This is a genomic window from Streptomyces sp. NPDC005863 (assembly GCF_042871345.1).
Taxonomy (GTDB): domain Bacteria; phylum Actinomycetota; class Actinomycetes; order Streptomycetales; family Streptomycetaceae; genus Streptomyces.
The window spans coordinates 1,365,477-1,381,910 of the sequence record NZ_JBIAII010000001.1; the positions used below are offsets into that span (position 1 = coordinate 1,365,477).

The 16,434-nt window shown below is 73.3% G+C and carries 15 protein-coding genes; 9 read left to right on the forward strand and 6 right to left on the reverse strand.

Going from position 1 to position 16,434, the window contains the following annotated elements; all coding sequences use genetic code 11:
• Nucleotides 1–139 precede the first annotated feature (139 nt).
• On the forward strand, nucleotides 140–1,159 hold the full coding sequence (locus tag ACFYO9_RS05985; protein WP_388666028.1) for an alpha/beta hydrolase: 1,020 nt from the start codon (nucleotides 140–142) through the stop codon (nucleotides 1,157–1,159).
• A 20-nt stretch (nucleotides 1,160–1,179) separates the two neighbouring features.
• Here the strand turns inward: ACFYO9_RS05985 and ACFYO9_RS05990 are convergent, their stop codons facing one another.
• Nucleotides 1,180–2,067, reverse strand: coding sequence for a menaquinone biosynthetic enzyme MqnA/MqnD family protein (locus ACFYO9_RS05990; protein ID WP_388666031.1), 888 nt, complete (start codon nucleotides 2,065–2,067; stop codon nucleotides 1,180–1,182).
• 305 nt (nucleotides 2,068–2,372) lie between these two features.
• On the opposite strand from ACFYO9_RS05990, the gene ACFYO9_RS05995 reads away from it, so the two are divergent.
• On the forward strand, nucleotides 2,373–2,576 hold the full coding sequence (locus ACFYO9_RS05995) for a cold-shock protein (RefSeq protein ID WP_006138897.1): 204 nt from the start codon (nucleotides 2,373–2,375) through the stop codon (nucleotides 2,574–2,576).
• 291 nt (nucleotides 2,577–2,867) lie between these two features.
• On the opposite strand, the gene ACFYO9_RS06000 is transcribed toward ACFYO9_RS05995, so the two are convergent.
• Complete coding sequence (locus tag ACFYO9_RS06000) at nucleotides 2,868–3,431, reverse strand: XRE family transcriptional regulator (RefSeq protein ID WP_355804096.1); 564 nt, start codon at nucleotides 3,429–3,431, stop codon at nucleotides 2,868–2,870.
• 96 nt (nucleotides 3,432–3,527) lie between these two features.
• On the opposite strand from ACFYO9_RS06000, the gene ACFYO9_RS06005 reads away from it, so the two are divergent.
• Both ACFYO9_RS06005 and ACFYO9_RS06010 read left to right on the forward strand, forming a co-directional pair.
• Nucleotides 3,528–4,301, forward strand: a complete 774-nt coding sequence (locus ACFYO9_RS06005; protein WP_355804098.1) for an AzlC family ABC transporter permease — start codon at nucleotides 3,528–3,530, stop codon at nucleotides 4,299–4,301.
• A complete protein-coding gene (locus ACFYO9_RS06010) occupies nucleotides 4,298–4,612 on the forward strand; it encodes an AzlD domain-containing protein (RefSeq protein WP_358774636.1) in 315 nt (104 codons plus the stop codon). The genes ACFYO9_RS06005 and ACFYO9_RS06010 overlap by 4 nt, the downstream gene beginning before the upstream one ends.
• On the opposite strand, the gene ACFYO9_RS06015 is transcribed toward ACFYO9_RS06010, so the two are convergent.
• Nucleotides 4,578–6,401: a long-chain fatty acid--CoA ligase gene (locus ACFYO9_RS06015; protein ID WP_358774634.1), complete on the reverse strand. Its 1,824-nt coding sequence runs from the start codon at nucleotides 6,399–6,401 to the stop codon at nucleotides 4,578–4,580. The two genes, ACFYO9_RS06010 and ACFYO9_RS06015, sit on opposite strands and share 35 nt — an antisense overlap.
• A 115-nt stretch (nucleotides 6,402–6,516) precedes the next feature.
• Between ACFYO9_RS06015 and ACFYO9_RS06020 the strand changes: the two genes are divergently transcribed.
• The 4 genes from ACFYO9_RS06020 to ACFYO9_RS06035 all read left to right on the forward strand — a co-directional run bounded on the left by ACFYO9_RS06020 (nucleotide 6,517) and on the right by ACFYO9_RS06035 (nucleotide 10,431).
• The gene (locus tag ACFYO9_RS06020; RefSeq protein ID WP_355804104.1) at nucleotides 6,517–7,632 is read left to right on the forward strand and encodes an AraC family transcriptional regulator; all 1,116 of its coding nucleotides are present in this window, start codon (nucleotides 6,517–6,519) and stop codon (nucleotides 7,630–7,632) included.
• 379 nt (nucleotides 7,633–8,011) lie between these two features.
• Entirely contained in the window at nucleotides 8,012–9,175 is a 1,164-nt protein-coding gene (locus ACFYO9_RS06025; RefSeq protein WP_358774633.1) for a lipase family protein, read from the forward strand.
• A gap of 123 nt (nucleotides 9,176–9,298) precedes the next feature.
• Nucleotides 9,299–9,436, forward strand: a complete 138-nt coding sequence (locus ACFYO9_RS06030) for a hypothetical protein (protein WP_358774631.1) — start codon at nucleotides 9,299–9,301, stop codon at nucleotides 9,434–9,436.
• Nucleotides 9,433–10,431 (forward strand): molybdopterin-dependent oxidoreductase, encoded by a 999-nt coding sequence (locus ACFYO9_RS06035; RefSeq protein WP_358774629.1) that lies wholly within the window; start codon nucleotides 9,433–9,435, stop codon nucleotides 10,429–10,431. The genes ACFYO9_RS06030 and ACFYO9_RS06035 overlap by 4 nt, the downstream gene beginning before the upstream one ends.
• A gap of 29 nt (nucleotides 10,432–10,460) precedes the next feature.
• Here the strand turns inward: ACFYO9_RS06035 and ACFYO9_RS06040 are convergent, their stop codons facing one another.
• Nucleotides 10,461–11,987 carry an MFS transporter gene (locus ACFYO9_RS06040; protein ID WP_358774628.1) on the reverse strand — a complete coding sequence of 509 codons (1,527 nt, stop codon included), beginning with the start codon at nucleotides 11,985–11,987 and terminating at the stop codon, nucleotides 10,461–10,463.
• A gap of 521 nt (nucleotides 11,988–12,508) precedes the next feature.
• Here ACFYO9_RS06040 and ACFYO9_RS06045 point away from each other — a divergent pair.
• Nucleotides 12,509–13,414 carry a helix-turn-helix transcriptional regulator gene (locus ACFYO9_RS06045; protein WP_358774626.1) on the forward strand — a complete coding sequence of 302 codons (906 nt, stop codon included), beginning with the start codon at nucleotides 12,509–12,511 and terminating at the stop codon, nucleotides 13,412–13,414.
• A 24-nt stretch (nucleotides 13,415–13,438) separates the two neighbouring features.
• On the opposite strand, the gene ACFYO9_RS06050 is transcribed toward ACFYO9_RS06045, so the two are convergent.
• On the reverse strand, nucleotides 13,439–15,019 hold the full coding sequence (locus ACFYO9_RS06050) for an alpha/beta hydrolase (RefSeq protein ID WP_358774624.1): 1,581 nt from the start codon (nucleotides 15,017–15,019) through the stop codon (nucleotides 13,439–13,441).
• Nucleotides 15,020–15,138: 119 nt separating this feature from the next.
• Entirely contained in the window at nucleotides 15,139–16,416 is a 1,278-nt protein-coding gene (locus tag ACFYO9_RS06055) for an acetyl-CoA C-acetyltransferase (protein ID WP_358774622.1), read from the reverse strand.
• Nucleotides 16,417–16,434 lie beyond the last annotated feature (18 nt).

Consider the following 16,434-nt stretch of genomic DNA (forward strand, 5'->3'; position numbering starts at 1 on the left):
GCGCCGGACACCCCGCGCGCCCCGGCACCGGGGGTCAGCGTAGTGCGCGCGCCGCCGCGGGAACGTCCCCGCCCGCATTCCCCTCTACATGTGCGCAATGACCGTATTGGTCACCTACGTCCCCCGCTCCGAGGTCCCCATGAACCGCCGCCGCCCGTCCCCCACCGCTCTCGCCGCGACCGCCGCGGCCCTCGCCTCGGCGCTGCTCCTGTCGGCCTGCGCATCCGACAAGGGCGAGCCGGTGCGGTTCGACGGACCCGAGCCGTCGGGCGCCACCCGGCAGGCGAAGGGCGCGGCGGCCGACAAGACGCTGCTGCCCACGGGACCGCGCGCGCAGTTCACGACCGCGAACACCCTGGAGGACGGCACGAAGATCGGTGTGACGACCCTGAAGGGCAAGAAGTCCGGATTCACCGGCAAGGTATGGGTCTGGGCGCCGAAGCAGTACTTCGACCCGAAGTACGCGCACAGCGGCTTCCCGGTCCTGATAGCCCTGCCCGGCGGCAACGGCTATCCCACCAATTACTGGATGGGGACCGACCTGAAGCTGGAGAGCAGCATCGCCGAGTGGTCCCGGGAGGGGAAGAGCCTGCCGTTCATCGTGGTGATGCCCGTACTCAATCCGGACGCGGAGCACTATTACGACGGCAGTGATATTCCGGGGCAACCGCGAATGGGCACGTGGATGACGGACGACGTGCCCGCTTTTGTGAAGGCGAATTTCCGCACCTTCCGGTCCCGCGACGGCTGGGCCTTCATGGGCTCCTCCTCCGGCGGCTTCGTCGGTCTGAAGTCCGTCCTGAAACACCCGGAGAAGTTCCGCGCCGTGATCGCGAGCGGCCCCGACACCGTCCCCGACTCCCCGCTCTGGGCCGGCCACGAGAAGGAGCGTCGGGCCGACGACCCCGGGCGGCTGGCCCGGCGGCTGGCCGAGCGCGGCGGCCCCGAGGTCGACCTCGCCCTCCAGATCGGCACGGAGGAGTCCGGCCGGGCCAGGCTGCGGTCCTTCATGAAGGAGTACGGGAAGGGCCCGGTGAAGACGCGGCTCAACGTCATCCAGGGCGGCGGCCACAACGCGCGCTCGTACGTGCCCGCCATGGCCGACGGCCCCGTCCAGTGGATCAGCGAGCACATGCAGGCGCCGATCCCGGCGAGCTGACCCGCCCTTTCCCGGCAGCCCTAGGGCTCCAGGAGCTCCACCCGTACGTCCGCGGGGAAGCCCGTGGTCGGCCCGACCCGGCGGGCGAACTCGGTGACGCCCTCCAGCTGCGCGCCGCCGAAGCGGAAGTCGAGCGTCGTGAAGTACTCCTCCAGGACGCCGGCGTCGAAGGACTCCCAGCGCGCGGCCTGCTCGGCGACCTTCGTGACCTCGTCGAGGGAGAGGTCGCGGGAGGAGAGGAACGCCTGGTGGACCTCGCGCACCACCTCCGGCTCGCGGGCCGCGTAGTCGCGCCGGGCGGCCCAGACGGCGAAGACGAACGGCAGGCCCGTCCACTCCTTCCACATCCGCCCGAGGTCGTAGACGTCCAGGCCGAGCCGCGGCCCGTCGATCAGGTTGGCGCGCAGCGCGGCGTCGCCGATGAGGACCGCGGCGTCCGCCTCCTGCATCATCAGGCCCAGGTCGGGCGGGCAGGTGTAGTACTCGGGCCGCACGCCGTGCCGCTCGGCGAGCAGCAGCTGGGCCAGGCGCACGGAGGTGCGCGAGGTCGAGCCGAGCGCGACCCGGGCGCCGTCCAGCTGGTCGAGCGGCACCTGCGAGACGATCACGCAGGACATGACGGGGCCGTCGCAGCCGACCGCGAGGTCGGGGAAGGCGACGAGGTCGCCGGCGTTCTTGAGGAACTCGACGAGCGTGACCGGCGCGATGTCGAGCTCGCCGTTGACCAACTGCTCGCTGAGCTTCTCCGGGGTGTCCTTGGTCAGCTCGAAGTCGAGGAGCGTCCCGGTCCGCGCGAGCCCCCAGTACAGGGGCAGGCAGTTCAGGAACTGGATGTGACCGACGCGCGGCCGGGGGATGCGGCGGGAGCCGTGTCGCTGTTCGGCGCCCGCCCCCGCGGAGGCGTCCAGGGGAGAATTGTCCACATCGGGGAGGCTAGCCCCCATGCGGTACGGTCCGGGCGCCGGGCCCCCGACGCGCCCGCCGTCAACCCCGCCGGAGCCCTCGTCAAACCTCCGGGTGACGTGATCTTGCCCCCTATTGCATTCCCGTGCCTGCGTGCTAAGCTCGCCGCAAGTTGCAGTTTGGTTTCCCTTGCAGTACAGAGCCTGCGGAGCATGTAACTCCGTGGGCTCTCGTCGTTTTCAGACTTATGCAGTTGTTTAAACAATCGCTGGTTCTGGAGCAGGGCAACCCTTTGGCCCAAGGAGGGCTTATGGCTACCGGAACCGTGAAGTGGTTCAACGCTGAAAAGGGCTTTGGCTTTATTGCCCAGGAAGGCGGCGGCCCGGACGTCTTCGTCCACTACTCCGCGATCAACGCGAACGGCTTCCGCTCCCTTGAGGAGAACCAGGCCGTTTCCTTCGACGTGACGCAGGGTCCGAAGGGCCCGCAGGCGGAGAACGTCACCCCGATGTAATCGGGCGCCTCACGTGAGTGGGGCGTGTGGTTGCTCCGGTGACAGATCCGGAGATGGATAGCAGTACCCAAGGAGCCCTGCTCCTCCGCCTTGGCGGGGGAGGCGGGGCTCCTGCCTTTTCTGGCCCCTGGGCCTTGGGTGGGGGGTGGGTGCGGGGTTGGTTCGGGGGGCTTTGGGTGGTTCTGCCGGGTGCATGCCTGTGGGGGCTGAGCGCGCAGTTCCCCGCGCCCCTGAGAGCGCCCCTTCGGGGCGGCTCTCCCCTCGTAGGCGGCTCTCCCCTCATGGGTGGCTCTACACGTGTTGCATGATCATGACGAAGGTTGTTTCTGGGGTCAGGGCCTCGTACGAGTGGTGGACGTCGCCTCGGTACGACATGTAGTCGCCTGCGCCCAGTTCCACCTCTTCGCCCCTCGGGCCTGCCAGGAGGCGGCCCGTGCTGATGATCAGGTGTTCGACCGAGCCGGGGATGTGGGGGTCCGACGCGCGCGGGGCGCCCGGCTGCAGGGCTCCGTGGTAGATGTCGCGCCGTACGCCGGTCGGGCCCGCGGAGAGCAGCGTTCCCGCGTACGAGGAGTTCTCCGCCAGCATCGTCGGGCCCTCGCCCGCCCTGATCACCGTCACCGCGGGGGTCGGTGACTCCACGAGGACGCTGAACGGCACGCCGAGCGCCACCGCGATCGCCCACAGCGTCTCGATGCCGGGGTTGCCGGTGGCCGCCTCCAGCTGGGACAGCGTGGACTTCGCGATGCCGGCCCGTTTGGCCAGCTCCGAGAGGGAAAGTCCGGCCCTGGTGCGCTCGCGGCGCAGGGCCGCGGCGACCCATTCGCGCGGCATGCGGGACCCGTCGTCGGTCATCAGTCGTCTCTCCTCGGGCTCTCCCCGTTGCGTTCGGTGTGGCGGGTCGATCGTTCGGCTTGACGAACGGTGCCTGCCGTGTCCATCCTACGACGTATGCGTTCGCCCTACCGAACAGATGACCCGGCCCACCGAACGGGACGAGAGTCCGGGGGTCTCGTCCGTCTCTCCGATCTGCCGCCCGGCGTGCTCCGCGACATCGCCCTCGTCTGGCTCGCCGACGCCGTCGTCGGCCTCTCCTTCGGCGCCATCGCCGTCGGCGGCGGGCTCCCGGTGTGGGTGCCGGTGGTCATGTCGCTGCTCGTGTACGCGGGCTCCGCCCAGTTCAGTGCCGTCGGCATCCTCACCGCGGGCGGCGGGCCGGTGGCGGCGGCCGCCACCGGGCTGCTGCTCAACTCCCGCACGGCGGCGTTCAGTCTGGCGCTCGCCGACGACCTCGGCCGGTCCTGGACGGCCCGGCTGATCGGCGCGCACCTCGTCACGGACGAGACCGCGGCGTTCGTCCTCGCCCAGCGGGGCCGGGCGCAGCGCAAGGCGGCGTTCTGGATATCCGGGGCCGGCCTCTTCGTCGCGTGGAACCTGAGCGTGCTCGGGGGCGCCCTTGCCGGGTCCGCGCTCGGGGACACCGACCGGTTCGGGCTCGACGCCGCGTTCCCCGCGGTGCTCCTCGCGCTGGTGCTGCCCGCGCTGCGCGGTGACAGCGCGGCGCGGCGGGCCTCGGCGGCCGGTGCCGTCATCGCGGTCGTCGCCGCGCCGCTGCTGCCCGCCGGGGTGCCGGTGCTGCTCGCCCTGCTGGGGCTGCTCGCGGCGCGGCGCGGGCCCCGCCGTCCCCGCCGCCCCCGTACCGCCTCGTCGAGGAGCGCCTCATGAACGCCACACTCGCCTGCGTCCTCGTCCTCGCCGCGGGAACCTACGCCTTCCGGCTCGCCGGGCCGCTCCTGCACGGGCGCGTCGAACTGCCGGGCCGGGTGCAGGAGTTGCTGACCGTCGGCGCCACGGTGCTGCTCGTCGGGCTGCTCGCGACCGGTGCGCTCACCGAGGGGCAGGAGTTCGCCGGGTGGGCCAGGCCCGCGGGGGTGTTGGCCGGCGGGGTGCTCACCTGGCGCAGGGCGCCGTTCGCCGTCGTCGTGGTGGGCGCCGCGGCGGTCACGGCGCTGCTGCGCCTCGCGGGGGTTCGCTAGCGTCCGTTCCGGTCGGCGGCTCCGGGGCGGTCCCGCGCTCGTACAGCTCCTCCACGACCTCCGCGTACCGTTCCGTCACCGCCTGTCTGCGGACCTTCAGGCTCGGCGTGAGCAGGCCGCCCTCGATGGTGAAGTCCTCGTCCAGGACGGCGAATGCGCGGATGCGGGCGGGGCGTGCGGCCGCGGCGTTGGCGGTGGCGACGGCCTCCTGGACCAGGGCCCGCACCCGTGGGTCGCGGGAGATGGGGGCGGTAAGCGTCAGCCCTTCCCTGGCCGCCCAGGCCGCCACCTCCTCCGTGTCGAGCGTGACGAGCGCGACCGGGTAGGGGCGGCGGTCGCCGACCATCACGGCGCGGGAGACGAACCGCGAGTTCTGGACGGCCAGTTCGCTCAGCGAGGGCGTGAGGTTCTTGCCGCCGGACGTGATGATGAGGTCCTTCTTGCGGCCCGTGATCGTGAGGTACCCGTCCGCGTCCAGCGCGCCCAGGTCGCCGGTGTGCAGCCAGCCGTCCTCGTCGAGGGCGTCCCGGGTGGCCTCGGGGTTGCCGTGGTAGCCGGGGAAGACCATCGCGCCCCGGGCCAGCACCTCCCCGTCGTCGGCGATGCGCAGCTCGACGCCGGCCACCGCCCGGCCGACGGTGCCGTACCGCACCGCGCCCGGGTGGTTGAGGGTGAGGACGCCCGCCGACTCCGTCATCCCGTACCCCTCGTAGACCTCGACGCCGCAGGCCCGCAGGAAGTCGACGGTGTCCGGCGCGATGGGCGCGCCGCCGGTCAGCGCCCACCGGACGCGGCCGCCGAGCGCCTGCCTGACCAGGGAGTAGAGGGCCTTGTCGGCCTCCTCGTACGCGTCCCGCAGCTCGTCCGGCAGGTCGCCGTCGGCGGCGAGGACCCCGATGCGGACGGCCTCGTCGAACCGCTCACGCCCGCCCTCCCGCGCCTCGGCGAGCGAGAAAACCACCGACCGCACCTTCTCGAACAGCCGTGGTACGGACGGCAGATGGGTGGGCCGCGCCTCGGCGAGCTCGGCGACGACGTCCTCGACGCGCCCGCCGAAGAAGGTGAGTGTGCCGCCCTCGATCAGCGTCGTGAACTCGATGAGCTGGGCGAGGAGATGGGCGAGCGGAAGGTAGAGGTAGGTCGAGTCGCCGGGGCCGCCGTCGACCAGCGGGACCGTGGCCGCCTGCACGGCCAGCAGATTGCCGTGCGTGAGCAGACAGCCCTTGGGCGGTCCTGTGGTGCCCGAGGTGTAGATGATGGTGGCCAGGTCCCCGCCCCCGCGCGCCTCCGCACGCTCCAACAGGGCCTCCAATGGGCCCGGTTCGGGCGGCTCGTCCGTCATGAGCGTCACGTGCCGCAGCCCCGGCAGCAGCCCCTGCCCCCGCAGCCGCCCGACCTTCGCCGCCTGCGCCGCGTCCTCGCAGATCACCACGGACGCGCCGGAGTCCGACAGCACCCAGGCGACCTCCTCGTCGCCCGCCGTCGGATACACCGGCACCACCACCGCGCCCGCCGCCAGGACACCGAAGTGCGCGAACGTCCACTCCGGGCGGGTCTCGGCGAGGACCCCCACACGGTCGTCCGCGCGGACCCCGAGCGCCAGCAGCCCCCGGCCCACCCGGCGCACGGCGTCCCTGAGTCCGTCGTACGACAGCTCGGCCCACTCCCCCTCGCGCCGGAACCGCAGGGCGGGCAGAGCGCCGTGCCGCCGCGCCGCCCACTCCGTCAAGAGGGCCAGTGTGGCGGGGAGTTCGGGCGGCGCGGGCGGTTCCTTCCGGGTCTGCTGCATGGGTACGACGCTAGGGAGCGCGCCCGGCGCCGGGGATGACGGGAAACGTCAGCCCCGCTGACCGGGACGCTCACGCGGTGTTCTGGCGCGGCGCCACCGGCGCTAACGTCGTGACATGGCCAGGCGGACGATCACCGTGCACCATGTGCGGGCCGTGCTGCGCGGCGCCGAGCGCCGCGGCGTGGACACCGTGCCGCTGCTGCGCGGCGCGCAGATCCCTCCGCTGCTCCTCGGCGACGACCTGGCCCGGGTCACCGCGCCCCAGTTCGCCCGGCTCTTCCGGGAGTTGTACCGCGTCACCCAGGACGAGTTCCTCGGTCTCGGCGCCGCCGTCAGCAGGCCCGGCACCTTCGCGATGATGTGCCAGGCCTCGCTCGGCTGCCGCGACCTGGGCGCCGCCGTGCACCGCGGCACCACCTTCTACGGCCTCTTCCCCGGCGGCCCCGACCTCGTCCTGGAACGCCGCGCCGACGAGGCGGTGTTCGGCGTCCGCAACGACCTCGAACAGGACTACTTCCTCGCCGAGTGCCTCGTCATCATCTGGCACCGCCTGTGCAGCTGGCTGATCGGCCGCCGCATCCCGCTGCGCTGGGCCGAGTTCGGCCACCCGCCGCCCCCGCACAAGGACGAGTACGAGCTGCTCTTCGGCTGCCCGGTGCGGTTCGGCGCCGAGCGCACCGGCGCGGGCTTCGACCCGCACTGGCTGGACGCCCCGCTGATCAGGGACGAGGACGCGCTGGACGAGATGCTGCGCCGGGCGCCCTTCGAGCTGCTCACCCGGCGCGAGTACGGCACGACCGTCGCCGAGCAGGTGCGCCGCGCCCTCGCCCGCGCGCTGCGCTCCTCGCCCCGGCTGCCCTCGCTCGGCGAGATCGCGGCGCGGCTCGCGGTGAGCCCGGCGACGCTGCGCCGCCGGCTCGCCCAGGAGTCCACCTCGTACCAGCAGCTGAAGGACGCGGTGCGGCGCGACGCGGCCATCGCCGGCCTGGTGGAGGGGAGCGAGCCGATCGCGGAGCTCGCCGCGCGGCTCGGGTTCTCCGAGGACACGGCCTTCCACCGGGCGTTCCGGCGGTGGACGGGGACGACCCCGGGGGCGTACCGGACGGAGACGGAACGGCCGCCGGGCGCGCCCCCCGAGCCCGACGAGGGCTACGGCTCCTCGCCGTCGGGCGGCGGTGCGTCCGCGGCGGCCCCGGGGCCCGCGGCCGGCGGGAAGGCCGGCGAGAGCTGATCCGTTGCCCCGTCGTACGCCGCGCCGCCTGCGGGGTCCGCGCCGCTCGCGGGGTCCGGGTCGCCCGCGGGGGCCGGGCCCCGCGCCGGTCGGGTGGTGGTCGGCCGCTCCGGCATGGCGGCCCTCCGTCCCGGGCGGCGGGATGGCACGCTGCTCGGGTCCGCTCGCGTCGGCGTCCGTCCCGCCGGCCGGCTCGCGCCGCCGCCGCGCCCGGAACCCGCGCTCCCCCTCGGCGAACGGGACGCCGGGCGGCGCCCCGAACAAGATGGGCGTCCCGGGTCAACGAAGGTGAGCGTCCCGGTCAGCCCCGAACTTACTCGCAGGTCAGTACGGTCGTTGCCGTACCGCCCCACCCCCTGAGAACAGTTGGGAGTGCCGCATGCACACACGCACCAGCGCCAGAGCGTGGGCCGTGGTGGCCGCGCTCGGACTGACGGCCGTCACCCCGCTCACCGCGGCGCACGCCGACGACCGGGGCGCCGCCGGTTCCCCCGGCGACGTCGTGACCTCCGCGCCGAGCAGCTTCCACCCCCTGCCGGGCCAGCCGACCAATACCAAGGCCTGGAAGATCGCGTACCGCTCGACCACGGCCACCGGCGCGCCGAACACCGTCACGGGCACGGTCATCGTGCCGCAGGACGGCAGGAAGGGCCCGCGCCCGCTGATCACCTACGCCGTCGGCACCGTCGGCGTCGCCGACCGCTGCGCGCCCAGCGCCGGCTTCCCCACCGGCACCACCGTGGAGGCCAACCTCATCCAGCAGCTCACCCTGCGCGGCTGGGCGGTGGCCGTCACCGACTACGAGGGCCTCGGCACCCCCGGCGACCACACGTACACGGTGGGCCGCGCCGAGGGCCAGGCCATGCTGGACGCCGCCCGCGCCGCGATCCGGCTGCCGGAGGCGGGCCTCGACAAGGACACGCCGGTCGGCATCATGGGGTACTCCCAGGGCGGCCAGGCCTCGTCGTGGGCGGCCGAACTGCACGGCTCGTACGCACCCGACCTCGACGTCAAGGGGACGGCGACCGGCGGCGTCCCCGGCGACCTGCTGAAGGTGGCGAAGTTCAACGACGGCTCGTACGGCTCGGGCCTGATCTTCATGGCGGCGATCGGCCAGAACGCGGCGTTCCCGGAACTGAAGCTGGACTCCTACCTCAACCCGTTGGGCCGCACGCTCGTCGGCGCGATGAAGAACAGCTGCGTCGCGGACGGGGCGGTGCTCGGCTCCTTCAAGACGATCGCGTCGATGACCACGAAGAACCCCCTCGACCAGCCCGACTGGCAGCGGCGTCTGAACGAGTCCAAGGTCGGCACGGTCAAGCCGGACGCGCCGGTGTACCAGTACCACGCGCTCGGCGACGAGCTCATCCCGTACGGCGTGGGCAGGCAGGTGCGCCAGGACTGGTGCGCGCGCGGCGCGAACGTGGAGTGGCACACCGTGCCGGTCGGCGAGCACGTCAGCGGAGTGATCACGCAGAGCCCGTTCGCGGCGCAGTGGCTGGCGGACCGGTTCGCGGGGAAGGCGGCGCGCGGCAACTGCTGAGCGTCCGCCACGCCGCGGAAAACGAGTGGGCAGCGTCCCGCCGTCCCCCTAGGATCTTGAAGTTCGCGGGAATCGTTCTCAGGGATTCCCGCAGTGCTTCGAGAACCGGGGGGACTTCTCGTCATGCTGATCATGCCCACGGCCCTGGCCATGCTGGCCCTGTTCGTCCTGGCGATGAAGGCGACCGACACGGTGCCGCCGCGCGGGGCGGCGGAGCCGGACATCGAACCCAAGGGGCCCGTACAGGGAGCCACCCGATGACCGCACCGTCTTCGCGCCCAGGATCCGCCGCGCCGCTGACGCCCCCGCCCGGCGACCCGTCGCTGGCCGACCCCGCGCCCGGCCCCGACTTCGTCACCCCGGTGGACAACGTCTTCGTCCGCACCCACCTGGGGCTGCCGGACCTCGACGTCGCCGAGTGGACCCTGACCGTGGAGGGCCTGGTCGAGCGCCCCCTGCGCCTGGACCTCGCGGCGCTCCTCGCGCTCCCCGCCGAGCAACTCACCGCCGTGCACGAGTGCTTCGGCAGCCCGTTCCGCCCCGACGTGCCGACGCGTGCGGTGACGAACGTGCAGTGGACGGGGCTGCGGCTGGCCACGCTTCTCGACCGCGCGCGCCCGCTGCCGACGGCCCGGCACGTCGTCCTGGAGGGCGCGGACACCGGCTCGTTCGGGGACGAGGACGACCTCTCCTACGTGAAGGACCTGCCCCTGGAGACGGCGCACCGTCAGGTGTTCCTGGCCCACGGCATGAACGGCGAGCCGCTGCGCGCCCCGCACGGCCGGCCGCTGCGGGCGGTGGTCCCCCGCATGTTCGGCACGAACTCGGTGAAGTGGCTGACCAGGATCGTCCTGACGGAGGAACGGCCCCGGCACATGTTCACGACGACGTACTACACCCGGACCCTGCCGGGCGACGACACACCGCGTCCGGTGCGCGAGGTCGACGTCAACAGCAAGATCCTCTCGCCCGCGCCGGGCGCTGAACTGGCCCCCGGCACGGTGACGTTCAGGGGCCGTACGTGGTCCACGACCGAGGTCGTCGGCCTCGACCTCTCCGTCGACGGCGGCCCGTGGGAGCCGGCGGTCCTCGACACCCTGGGCTCCGAGCCGACCTGGCAGGGCTTCTCCCTGCGGCGCACGCTCGCGCGGGGCGCACACACGGTCCGCTCGCGGGCGCGGGACACGAGGGGCCGGGTGCAGCCGCCGCCGGGGGCGCGGAACTCGGTGCATGAGGTGGCGTTCACGGTGCGGTAGCCCTTACGGGCGGGGCGGGGCACGCTACTTCAGGAGGAGGTGGCGAAGGCCAACTCCGAGCCCGACTTCGGGGCCGGCTCCGGGGTCGACTTCGGGGCGGGCTTCGGGGCCGCCATGGAGGAGCCCTCCGAGGACGCCCTCAGGTCCAGCTTGGACGCGGCTTCTGTACGCGGCAGCAGCCACGCGGCCAGCACGGTCGTCACGCACAGGGTGACGCCCACGACGACGAGCCCGGTGTGCATCCCGGCGAGCGAGAACCCGGCGGCGCCTTCGCCCTCGCCGCCGCCACCCGCGAGCAGCGCGCCGAAGAGGGCCACGGACATCGCGCCGCCCGTCTGGCGCAGGGAGTTGAGCAGACCGGACGCGGTGCCGGCGCGCTCGCCGGGGACGCTGTCCATCAGCTGGGCGGTGAGCGCGGGGACGGCGAAGGCGCCGCCGAGGCCGGTCGGTACGAGCAGGACGAGGACGAGCCACAGCGGCGTACCGGCGTTCAGCGGGACCAGGACGAACATGGCGAGGGCGAGGACCGCCTGCCCGATGACGATGACCCGGCGCCGGCCGAACCGCTCGGCGGCGCGCGGCGAGATGAGGTTGGTGGCGGTGATGAACACGGCGAGCGGCACGAACATCAGCCCCGCCTCGACGCCCGACATGCCGCGCAACTGCTGGTAGTAGAGGCCGAGGAGGAAGGTCACGCCGTAGAACCCGGCGTTGACCGCGAAGCCGACGGCGAGGGCGACGGAGACCGTGCGGCGGCGCAGCAGAGCGAGCGGGACCATCGGCGCGGGGTGCCGCTTCTCGGCGGCGTGGAAGCCGATGCCGGAGGCGAGCGCCACGGCGAAGGCGCCGAGCACGGGGGCGCTGGTCCACCCCAGGTGCCCGCCCTCGATGACCGCGAACGCGAGCCCGGCGAGCGTGAGGACGGCGGTCACCTGACCGGCGAGGTCGAGCGGCGCGGGCCGGCGCGGCGAGGGCGCGGTGCGGGCCAGCAGGGCGAGGATCACCGCGCCGACGGGCAGGTTGAGCAGGAAGACCGAGCGCCATCCCGCGCTCTCGGTGAGGATGCCGCCGAGCACGGGGCCGACCGCGACGGCCACGGATCCGCCCACCGTCCACAGCGCGATGGCGCGGGCGCGGCGGCGGGCATCGTCGTAGGCCTGCCGGATCAGCGCGAGGGACGCGGGCATCACGATGGCGGCGCCGGCGCCCTGGGCGACGCGTGCGGCGATCAGCGCGCCGATGCCGGGGGCGAGGGCGCAGGCCAGCGAGGCCGCGGTGAAGAGCCCGACGCCCCAGGCGTAGGCCCGCCGCGCCCCCGCCCGGTCGGCGAGCGCACCGGCGGACAGCATCAGCGCGGCGAACATGAGGGTGTAGGCGTCCACGACCCACTGCAGCCCCGCCATGCCTCCGTGCAGGGTGGACCGGATGTCGGGCAGTGCGATGTTCACGGCGGTGACGTCGATGGTGATGACGGTGAAGCCGAGGAGCGAGGCGACGAGGGCGAGCGAGGAGGACCGGGCCTTGACGGGCGGACTCGGGGGCGGGGCGAGGGACATGGGGCTGGCTCCTACGGTGACGTGTGATCGACTCCGCGACGGTGCGGAGGCTCGCCGCGGAGCGGCGAAGCGATTGGTCCCGCACAGGTGCGGGATGACGGGTGGGCGGGTGGGAAACCCGCCGCGAAGCGGCGAAGCAATCACCCCCGCACAGGTGCGGAGCAACGGGTGGGCGGTGGGAAACCCGCCGCGAAGCGGCGAAGCAATCACCCCGCGACGGTGCGGGGCAACGAGTAAGCGGACGGACACGGGTTCCGCCGCGGAGCGGCGGGGTGTGCGCTCACAACGGGTGCGGCGCAACGGCCCCGCCGCGGAGCGGCGAAGAGAACCGCCGGACAGCAACGGTCACCGAGGCCGCGGCCGGCGAGACCGCCACCTGGGCCCCGGACCACCGTGCCGTCCGGACACCCCCTACTCTGCGCCGATCCCGCCCGCCGTGGCAGGCCGCACCTCACCGGGGCCCCCCGTTCCAGGCCCTGACACAGCCCCCCAAGCCGGCCCACGCCAGGGACAATGGGCGCATGACGGAAAGCACAGCAGGACCGGCCACCCCAGCGCCCCCAGCGGCCCCCGCGGCCCCCACCGCCCAAGCCGTCGGCACCGGCACCGGCACGGAACTGGGCCGCTACCTCCGCGCCCGCCGCGCCCGCGTGACCCCCGCCGAGGCGGGCCTCCCGGCCGGCACCGGCCTGCGCCGCACCCCGGGCCTGCGCCGCGAGGAGCTCGCCACCCTGGCGGGCGTGAGCGTCGACTACTACACGCGCCTGGAGCGCGGCCGCGAGACGAACCCCTCGCCCCCCGTCATCGACGCCCTCGCGCGCGCCCTGCGCCTGACGGGCGACGCCCACGACCGCCTGCGCGACCTGGCCGAACTGGCCTCCGGCCGCCTCACGGAGCCGCACCCCACGGCCGACCACACGGTGCGCGACTCCGCCCTGCGCATGCTGGACGCGGTGGCCCCGCTCCCCGCGTACGTGGTGAGCAGGCACAGCTACATGCTGGCCGCCAACGCCCCCGGCAAGGCCCTGCTCCCCGGCCTCTGGGACTGGCCCGACGAGCAGCGCAACGTCCTCCGTTACCTCTTCCTGCACCCCGTGGGCCGCGTCCTGTACCAGCCGTGGGAGGAGACCGTCGCCAAGTCGGTGTCCCACCTGCGCGCGATCGGCGGCACCGACACGGACTCGCCCGAACTGCAGAATCTGGTCGGCGAACTCCTGCTGAAGTCCACCGAGTTCGCCCGCATATGGGAGCGGTACGACGTGTGCGAGCGCGGCGGCGGCACCAAGTCGTTCGAGCACCCGGACGTCGGCGCGATGACCCTCACGTACGAGGTGATGACGCTGGCGCGTACGGGCGGCCAGCGCCTGGTGGTCTACCAGGCCCCGCCCGGCACCCCGGACGAGAAGGCGATGCTGAACCTGACCTGACACCGAACCACCCCCACCCCCCTCTCATTCGGCCGCGCAAGAACTCCCGTTCTTCGGCATCTCCCCGTACAGCAGGAACCCGTCGACCTTCTCCTGCACGCACTTGGAGCCGAGGTAACCGGTGTGCCCGTCACCCTTGTTGTCCAGGACGACGGCCTGCGGCCCGAGCCGGCGCGCGGTCTCCTCCGTCCACCGGTACGGCGTGGCCGGGTCGCCCCGCGTGCCGACGAGCAGCAGCTTCGGCGTCTTCACGTCCCGTACGTCGTCCCGGATGTAGCGGGTCCCGGCAGGCCGGCCGAAGCACAGCAGGACCGGCATCATCATCGACTTGCCGAAGACCGGCGACGCCTCGTCGAACTCCTTCTGGAGCCTTCCGATCTCCTTCTCGATGTGGGCGGCGTCGGGCCGGTCGGGGTCGTCGGCGCAGTTCACGCCCATGAGGGCGGCGGTCAGGTTGTCCGCGGGCACCTCGTCGCCGGACAGGTCGCCCGCGGCACCGCCGGGCAGCACCCCGCCCGGCAGCCCGCCGCTCATCCGGATCAGCGCCCGCGGGTCCCCGTCGGCGAGCAGCGCGCCCAGCGCCTGCGACAGCGCGGGCCAGGCCTGCCTGCTGTACAGCGCCTGGCTGAGGACGCCGACGACGTCCTGACCGGTGAACTCCTGGCCGTCCATGGACTGGAGCGGCATCTCGTCCATCTGCTCGACGATCTTGACCATGCTGTCCCGCGCGGAGCGGGAGTCGGTGCCGAAGACGCATCCGGCGTTCCCGGTGCACCAGGCGATGAAGTTGTCGAGGGCGGTCTGCCGGCCCTCGGCGGTGGCGAGCGACTGCGCGGCGATGGGCTCGGTCAGCGTGTCCACGCCGTCCAGCGTCATCCGCCCGACCTTCTTCGGGAACTGGGCGGCGTAGACGGCGCCGAGCCGCGTCCCGTACGAGAACCCCAGGTAGTTGAGCTTCTTGTCGCCGAGGGCCTGCCGCATCACGTCCATGTCGCGCGAGACGTTGACGGTCCCCATGTGCTCCAGGACGGGCCCGGACCGCTTCTCGCACTCCTGGGCGACCTTGCGCAGCTCCTTCAGGAGGGCGGCCGGATCGTCCGGGTCCCCCGCGGCCGGGTCGGCGCCCTGTTCGGCGTCGCCGCAGCTGACGGGATCGCTCAGGCCGACTCCGCGCGGGTCGAAGGAGACGATGTCGTACTCCTTGCTCAGGAAGTCGAACTCCTTCTGCGCGCCGGCGAGCGCGGAGACACCGGGCCCGCCGGGGCCGCCGAAGTTCAGGAGCAGCGACCCGCGGGGCTTGCCGCTCGCGCTGGACTTCAGCCGGATCATCGCGACGTCGACGCTTCCGCTGGCGGGCTTCGCGTAGTCGAGCGGTACGGAGACGTGCCCGCATTGGAAGTCTTTGGCCCCGCCCGTGGCCTCCGCCATGGCCTCGGTGCCGCCCTTGCACGCGGCCCATTTGATCTTCTGCGTGTAGTAGCGCGACAGGTCGGGCCGTCCGCTGCCGCCACCGTCGGCGGCCGCGGCGGCCGAGGCCAGGCCCGGCACTCCCGCTCCCACGACGGCCAGCACGGTGACTCGGGCTATGGCACCAGCTCCACGCACGGCAACCTCCCTGGGTATGCCCCTCGCTCACCCTAAGGGCGCCCCGTGCCCCTCGCCCGTTCAGCGCAGGGTGACCGTACGCGCACCCCCACTACTCTCCGTAAAAATCCGTGGCCCCCTCAGTCCCGCTCCAGGATCGCCGTGACCCCCTGCCCGCCCGCCGCGCAGATGGAGATCAGCCCACGCCCCGGCCGCCCGCGCTCGGCGAGCAGCTTGGCGAGGGTGGCGACGATCCGGGCGCCGGTCGCCGCGAACGGGTGACCGGTGGCGAGCGACGACCCGGCGACGTTCAGGCGCGCCCGGTCCACCGCGCCGAGCCCCCGCTCCTCCCAGGCGGCGAGCGTGGCGAGCACCTGCGAGGCGAAGGCCTCGTGCACCTCCACGAAGTCGAAGTCGCCGAGTCCGAGCCCGGCGCGCTCCAGCATCCGGGGCACCGCGTACGCGGGTGCCATCAGCAGCCCGTCACCGTCCCCGGCGACATCCCCGTGGACGAAGTCCACCGCCGCGCTCTCGCAGGCGACGAGGTACGCGAGCGGTTCGAGCCCCCGCGCCGCGGCCCACTCCTCGCTGCCGAGCAGGGCGACGGCGGCGCCGTCCGTCAGCGGGGTGGAGTTGCCCGCGGTCATGGTCGCGTCCGGCGCACCGGTGCCGAACACGGGCTTCAGCCGGGCGAGCGCGTCCACGGTCGACCCGGGCCGCAGGTTCTGGTCCCGCGCGAGCCCGCGGAACGGTACGACGAGGTCGTCCATGAACCCCCGCTCGTACGCCGCCGCGAGCCGCTGGTGACTGGCGGCCGCGAGCTCGTCCTGCGCCGCGCGCGGGATGCCCCACGCGCGGGCGGTCACCGCGGCGTGCTCGCCCATGGAGAGACCGGTGCGGGGTTCGGCGTTGCGCGGCATGTCGGGTACGAGATGGCGGGGGCGCACCCGCCCCACGGCCCGCAGCCGCCCCCCGAACGTCCTGGCCCGGCGGGCGGCCAGCAGGATCCTCCGCAGCTCGTCGTTGACCCCGAGGGGCGCGTCGCTCGCCGTGTCCGCCCCGCCGGCGACGCCCGATGCGAGCTGCCCGAGCATGACCTTGTTGGCGACGGCGACGACGGCCTGGAGCCCGGTGCCGCAGGCCTGTTGCAGGTCGAAGGCGGGGGTACGGGAGTCGAGGGCCGAGCCGAGGACGACCTCGCGGGCGAGGTTGAAGTCCCGGCTGTGCTTGAGCACGGCGCCGACGACGAACTCCCCCACGTCGCCGCGGCCTTGGAGCCCGTACCGCGCCACGAGGGCGTCGACGGCGGCGGTCAGCATCTCCTGGTTCGAGGCGGTGGCGTACGGCCCGTCGGACCGCGCGAACGGTATGCGGCTGCCGCCCACCACGGCGACCCGGCGCACAGAGGGAAGACTCATGTCTCGACCAGCTCCTGA

Excerpts from the sequence above, each read along its gene's own strand:
- ACFYO9_RS05985 (WP_388666028.1), top strand. The coding sequence starts at position 140 with ATGAACCGCCGCCGCCCGTCCCCCACCGCTCTCGCCGCGACCGCCGCG.
- ACFYO9_RS05995 (WP_006138897.1), top strand. The coding sequence starts at position 2,373 with ATGGCTACCGGAACCGTGAAGTGGTTCAACGCTGAAAAGGGCTTTGGC.
- ACFYO9_RS06000 (WP_355804096.1), bottom strand. The coding sequence starts at position 3,431 with ATGACCGACGACGGGTCCCGCATGCCGCGCGAATGGGTCGCCGCGGCC.
- ACFYO9_RS06005 (WP_355804098.1), top strand. The coding sequence starts at position 3,528 with ATGCGTTCGCCCTACCGAACAGATGACCCGGCCCACCGAACGGGACGA.
- ACFYO9_RS06010 (WP_358774636.1), top strand. The coding sequence starts at position 4,298 with ATGAACGCCACACTCGCCTGCGTCCTCGTCCTCGCCGCGGGAACCTAC.
- ACFYO9_RS06015 (WP_358774634.1), bottom strand. The coding sequence starts at position 6,401 with ATGCAGCAGACCCGGAAGGAACCGCCCGCGCCGCCCGAACTCCCCGCC.
- ACFYO9_RS06020 (WP_355804104.1), top strand. The coding sequence starts at position 6,517 with ATGGCCAGGCGGACGATCACCGTGCACCATGTGCGGGCCGTGCTGCGC.
- ACFYO9_RS06025 (WP_358774633.1), top strand. The coding sequence starts at position 8,012 with ATGCACACACGCACCAGCGCCAGAGCGTGGGCCGTGGTGGCCGCGCTC.
- ACFYO9_RS06030 (WP_358774631.1), top strand. The coding sequence starts at position 9,299 with ATGCTGATCATGCCCACGGCCCTGGCCATGCTGGCCCTGTTCGTCCTG.
- ACFYO9_RS06035 (WP_358774629.1), top strand. The coding sequence starts at position 9,433 with ATGACCGCACCGTCTTCGCGCCCAGGATCCGCCGCGCCGCTGACGCCC.
- ACFYO9_RS06040 (WP_358774628.1), bottom strand. The coding sequence starts at position 11,987 with ATGTCCCTCGCCCCGCCCCCGAGTCCGCCCGTCAAGGCCCGGTCCTCC.
- ACFYO9_RS06045 (WP_358774626.1), top strand. The coding sequence starts at position 12,509 with ATGACGGAAAGCACAGCAGGACCGGCCACCCCAGCGCCCCCAGCGGCC.
- ACFYO9_RS06055 (WP_358774622.1), bottom strand. The coding sequence starts at position 16,416 with ATGAGTCTTCCCTCTGTGCGCCGGGTCGCCGTGGTGGGCGGCAGCCGC.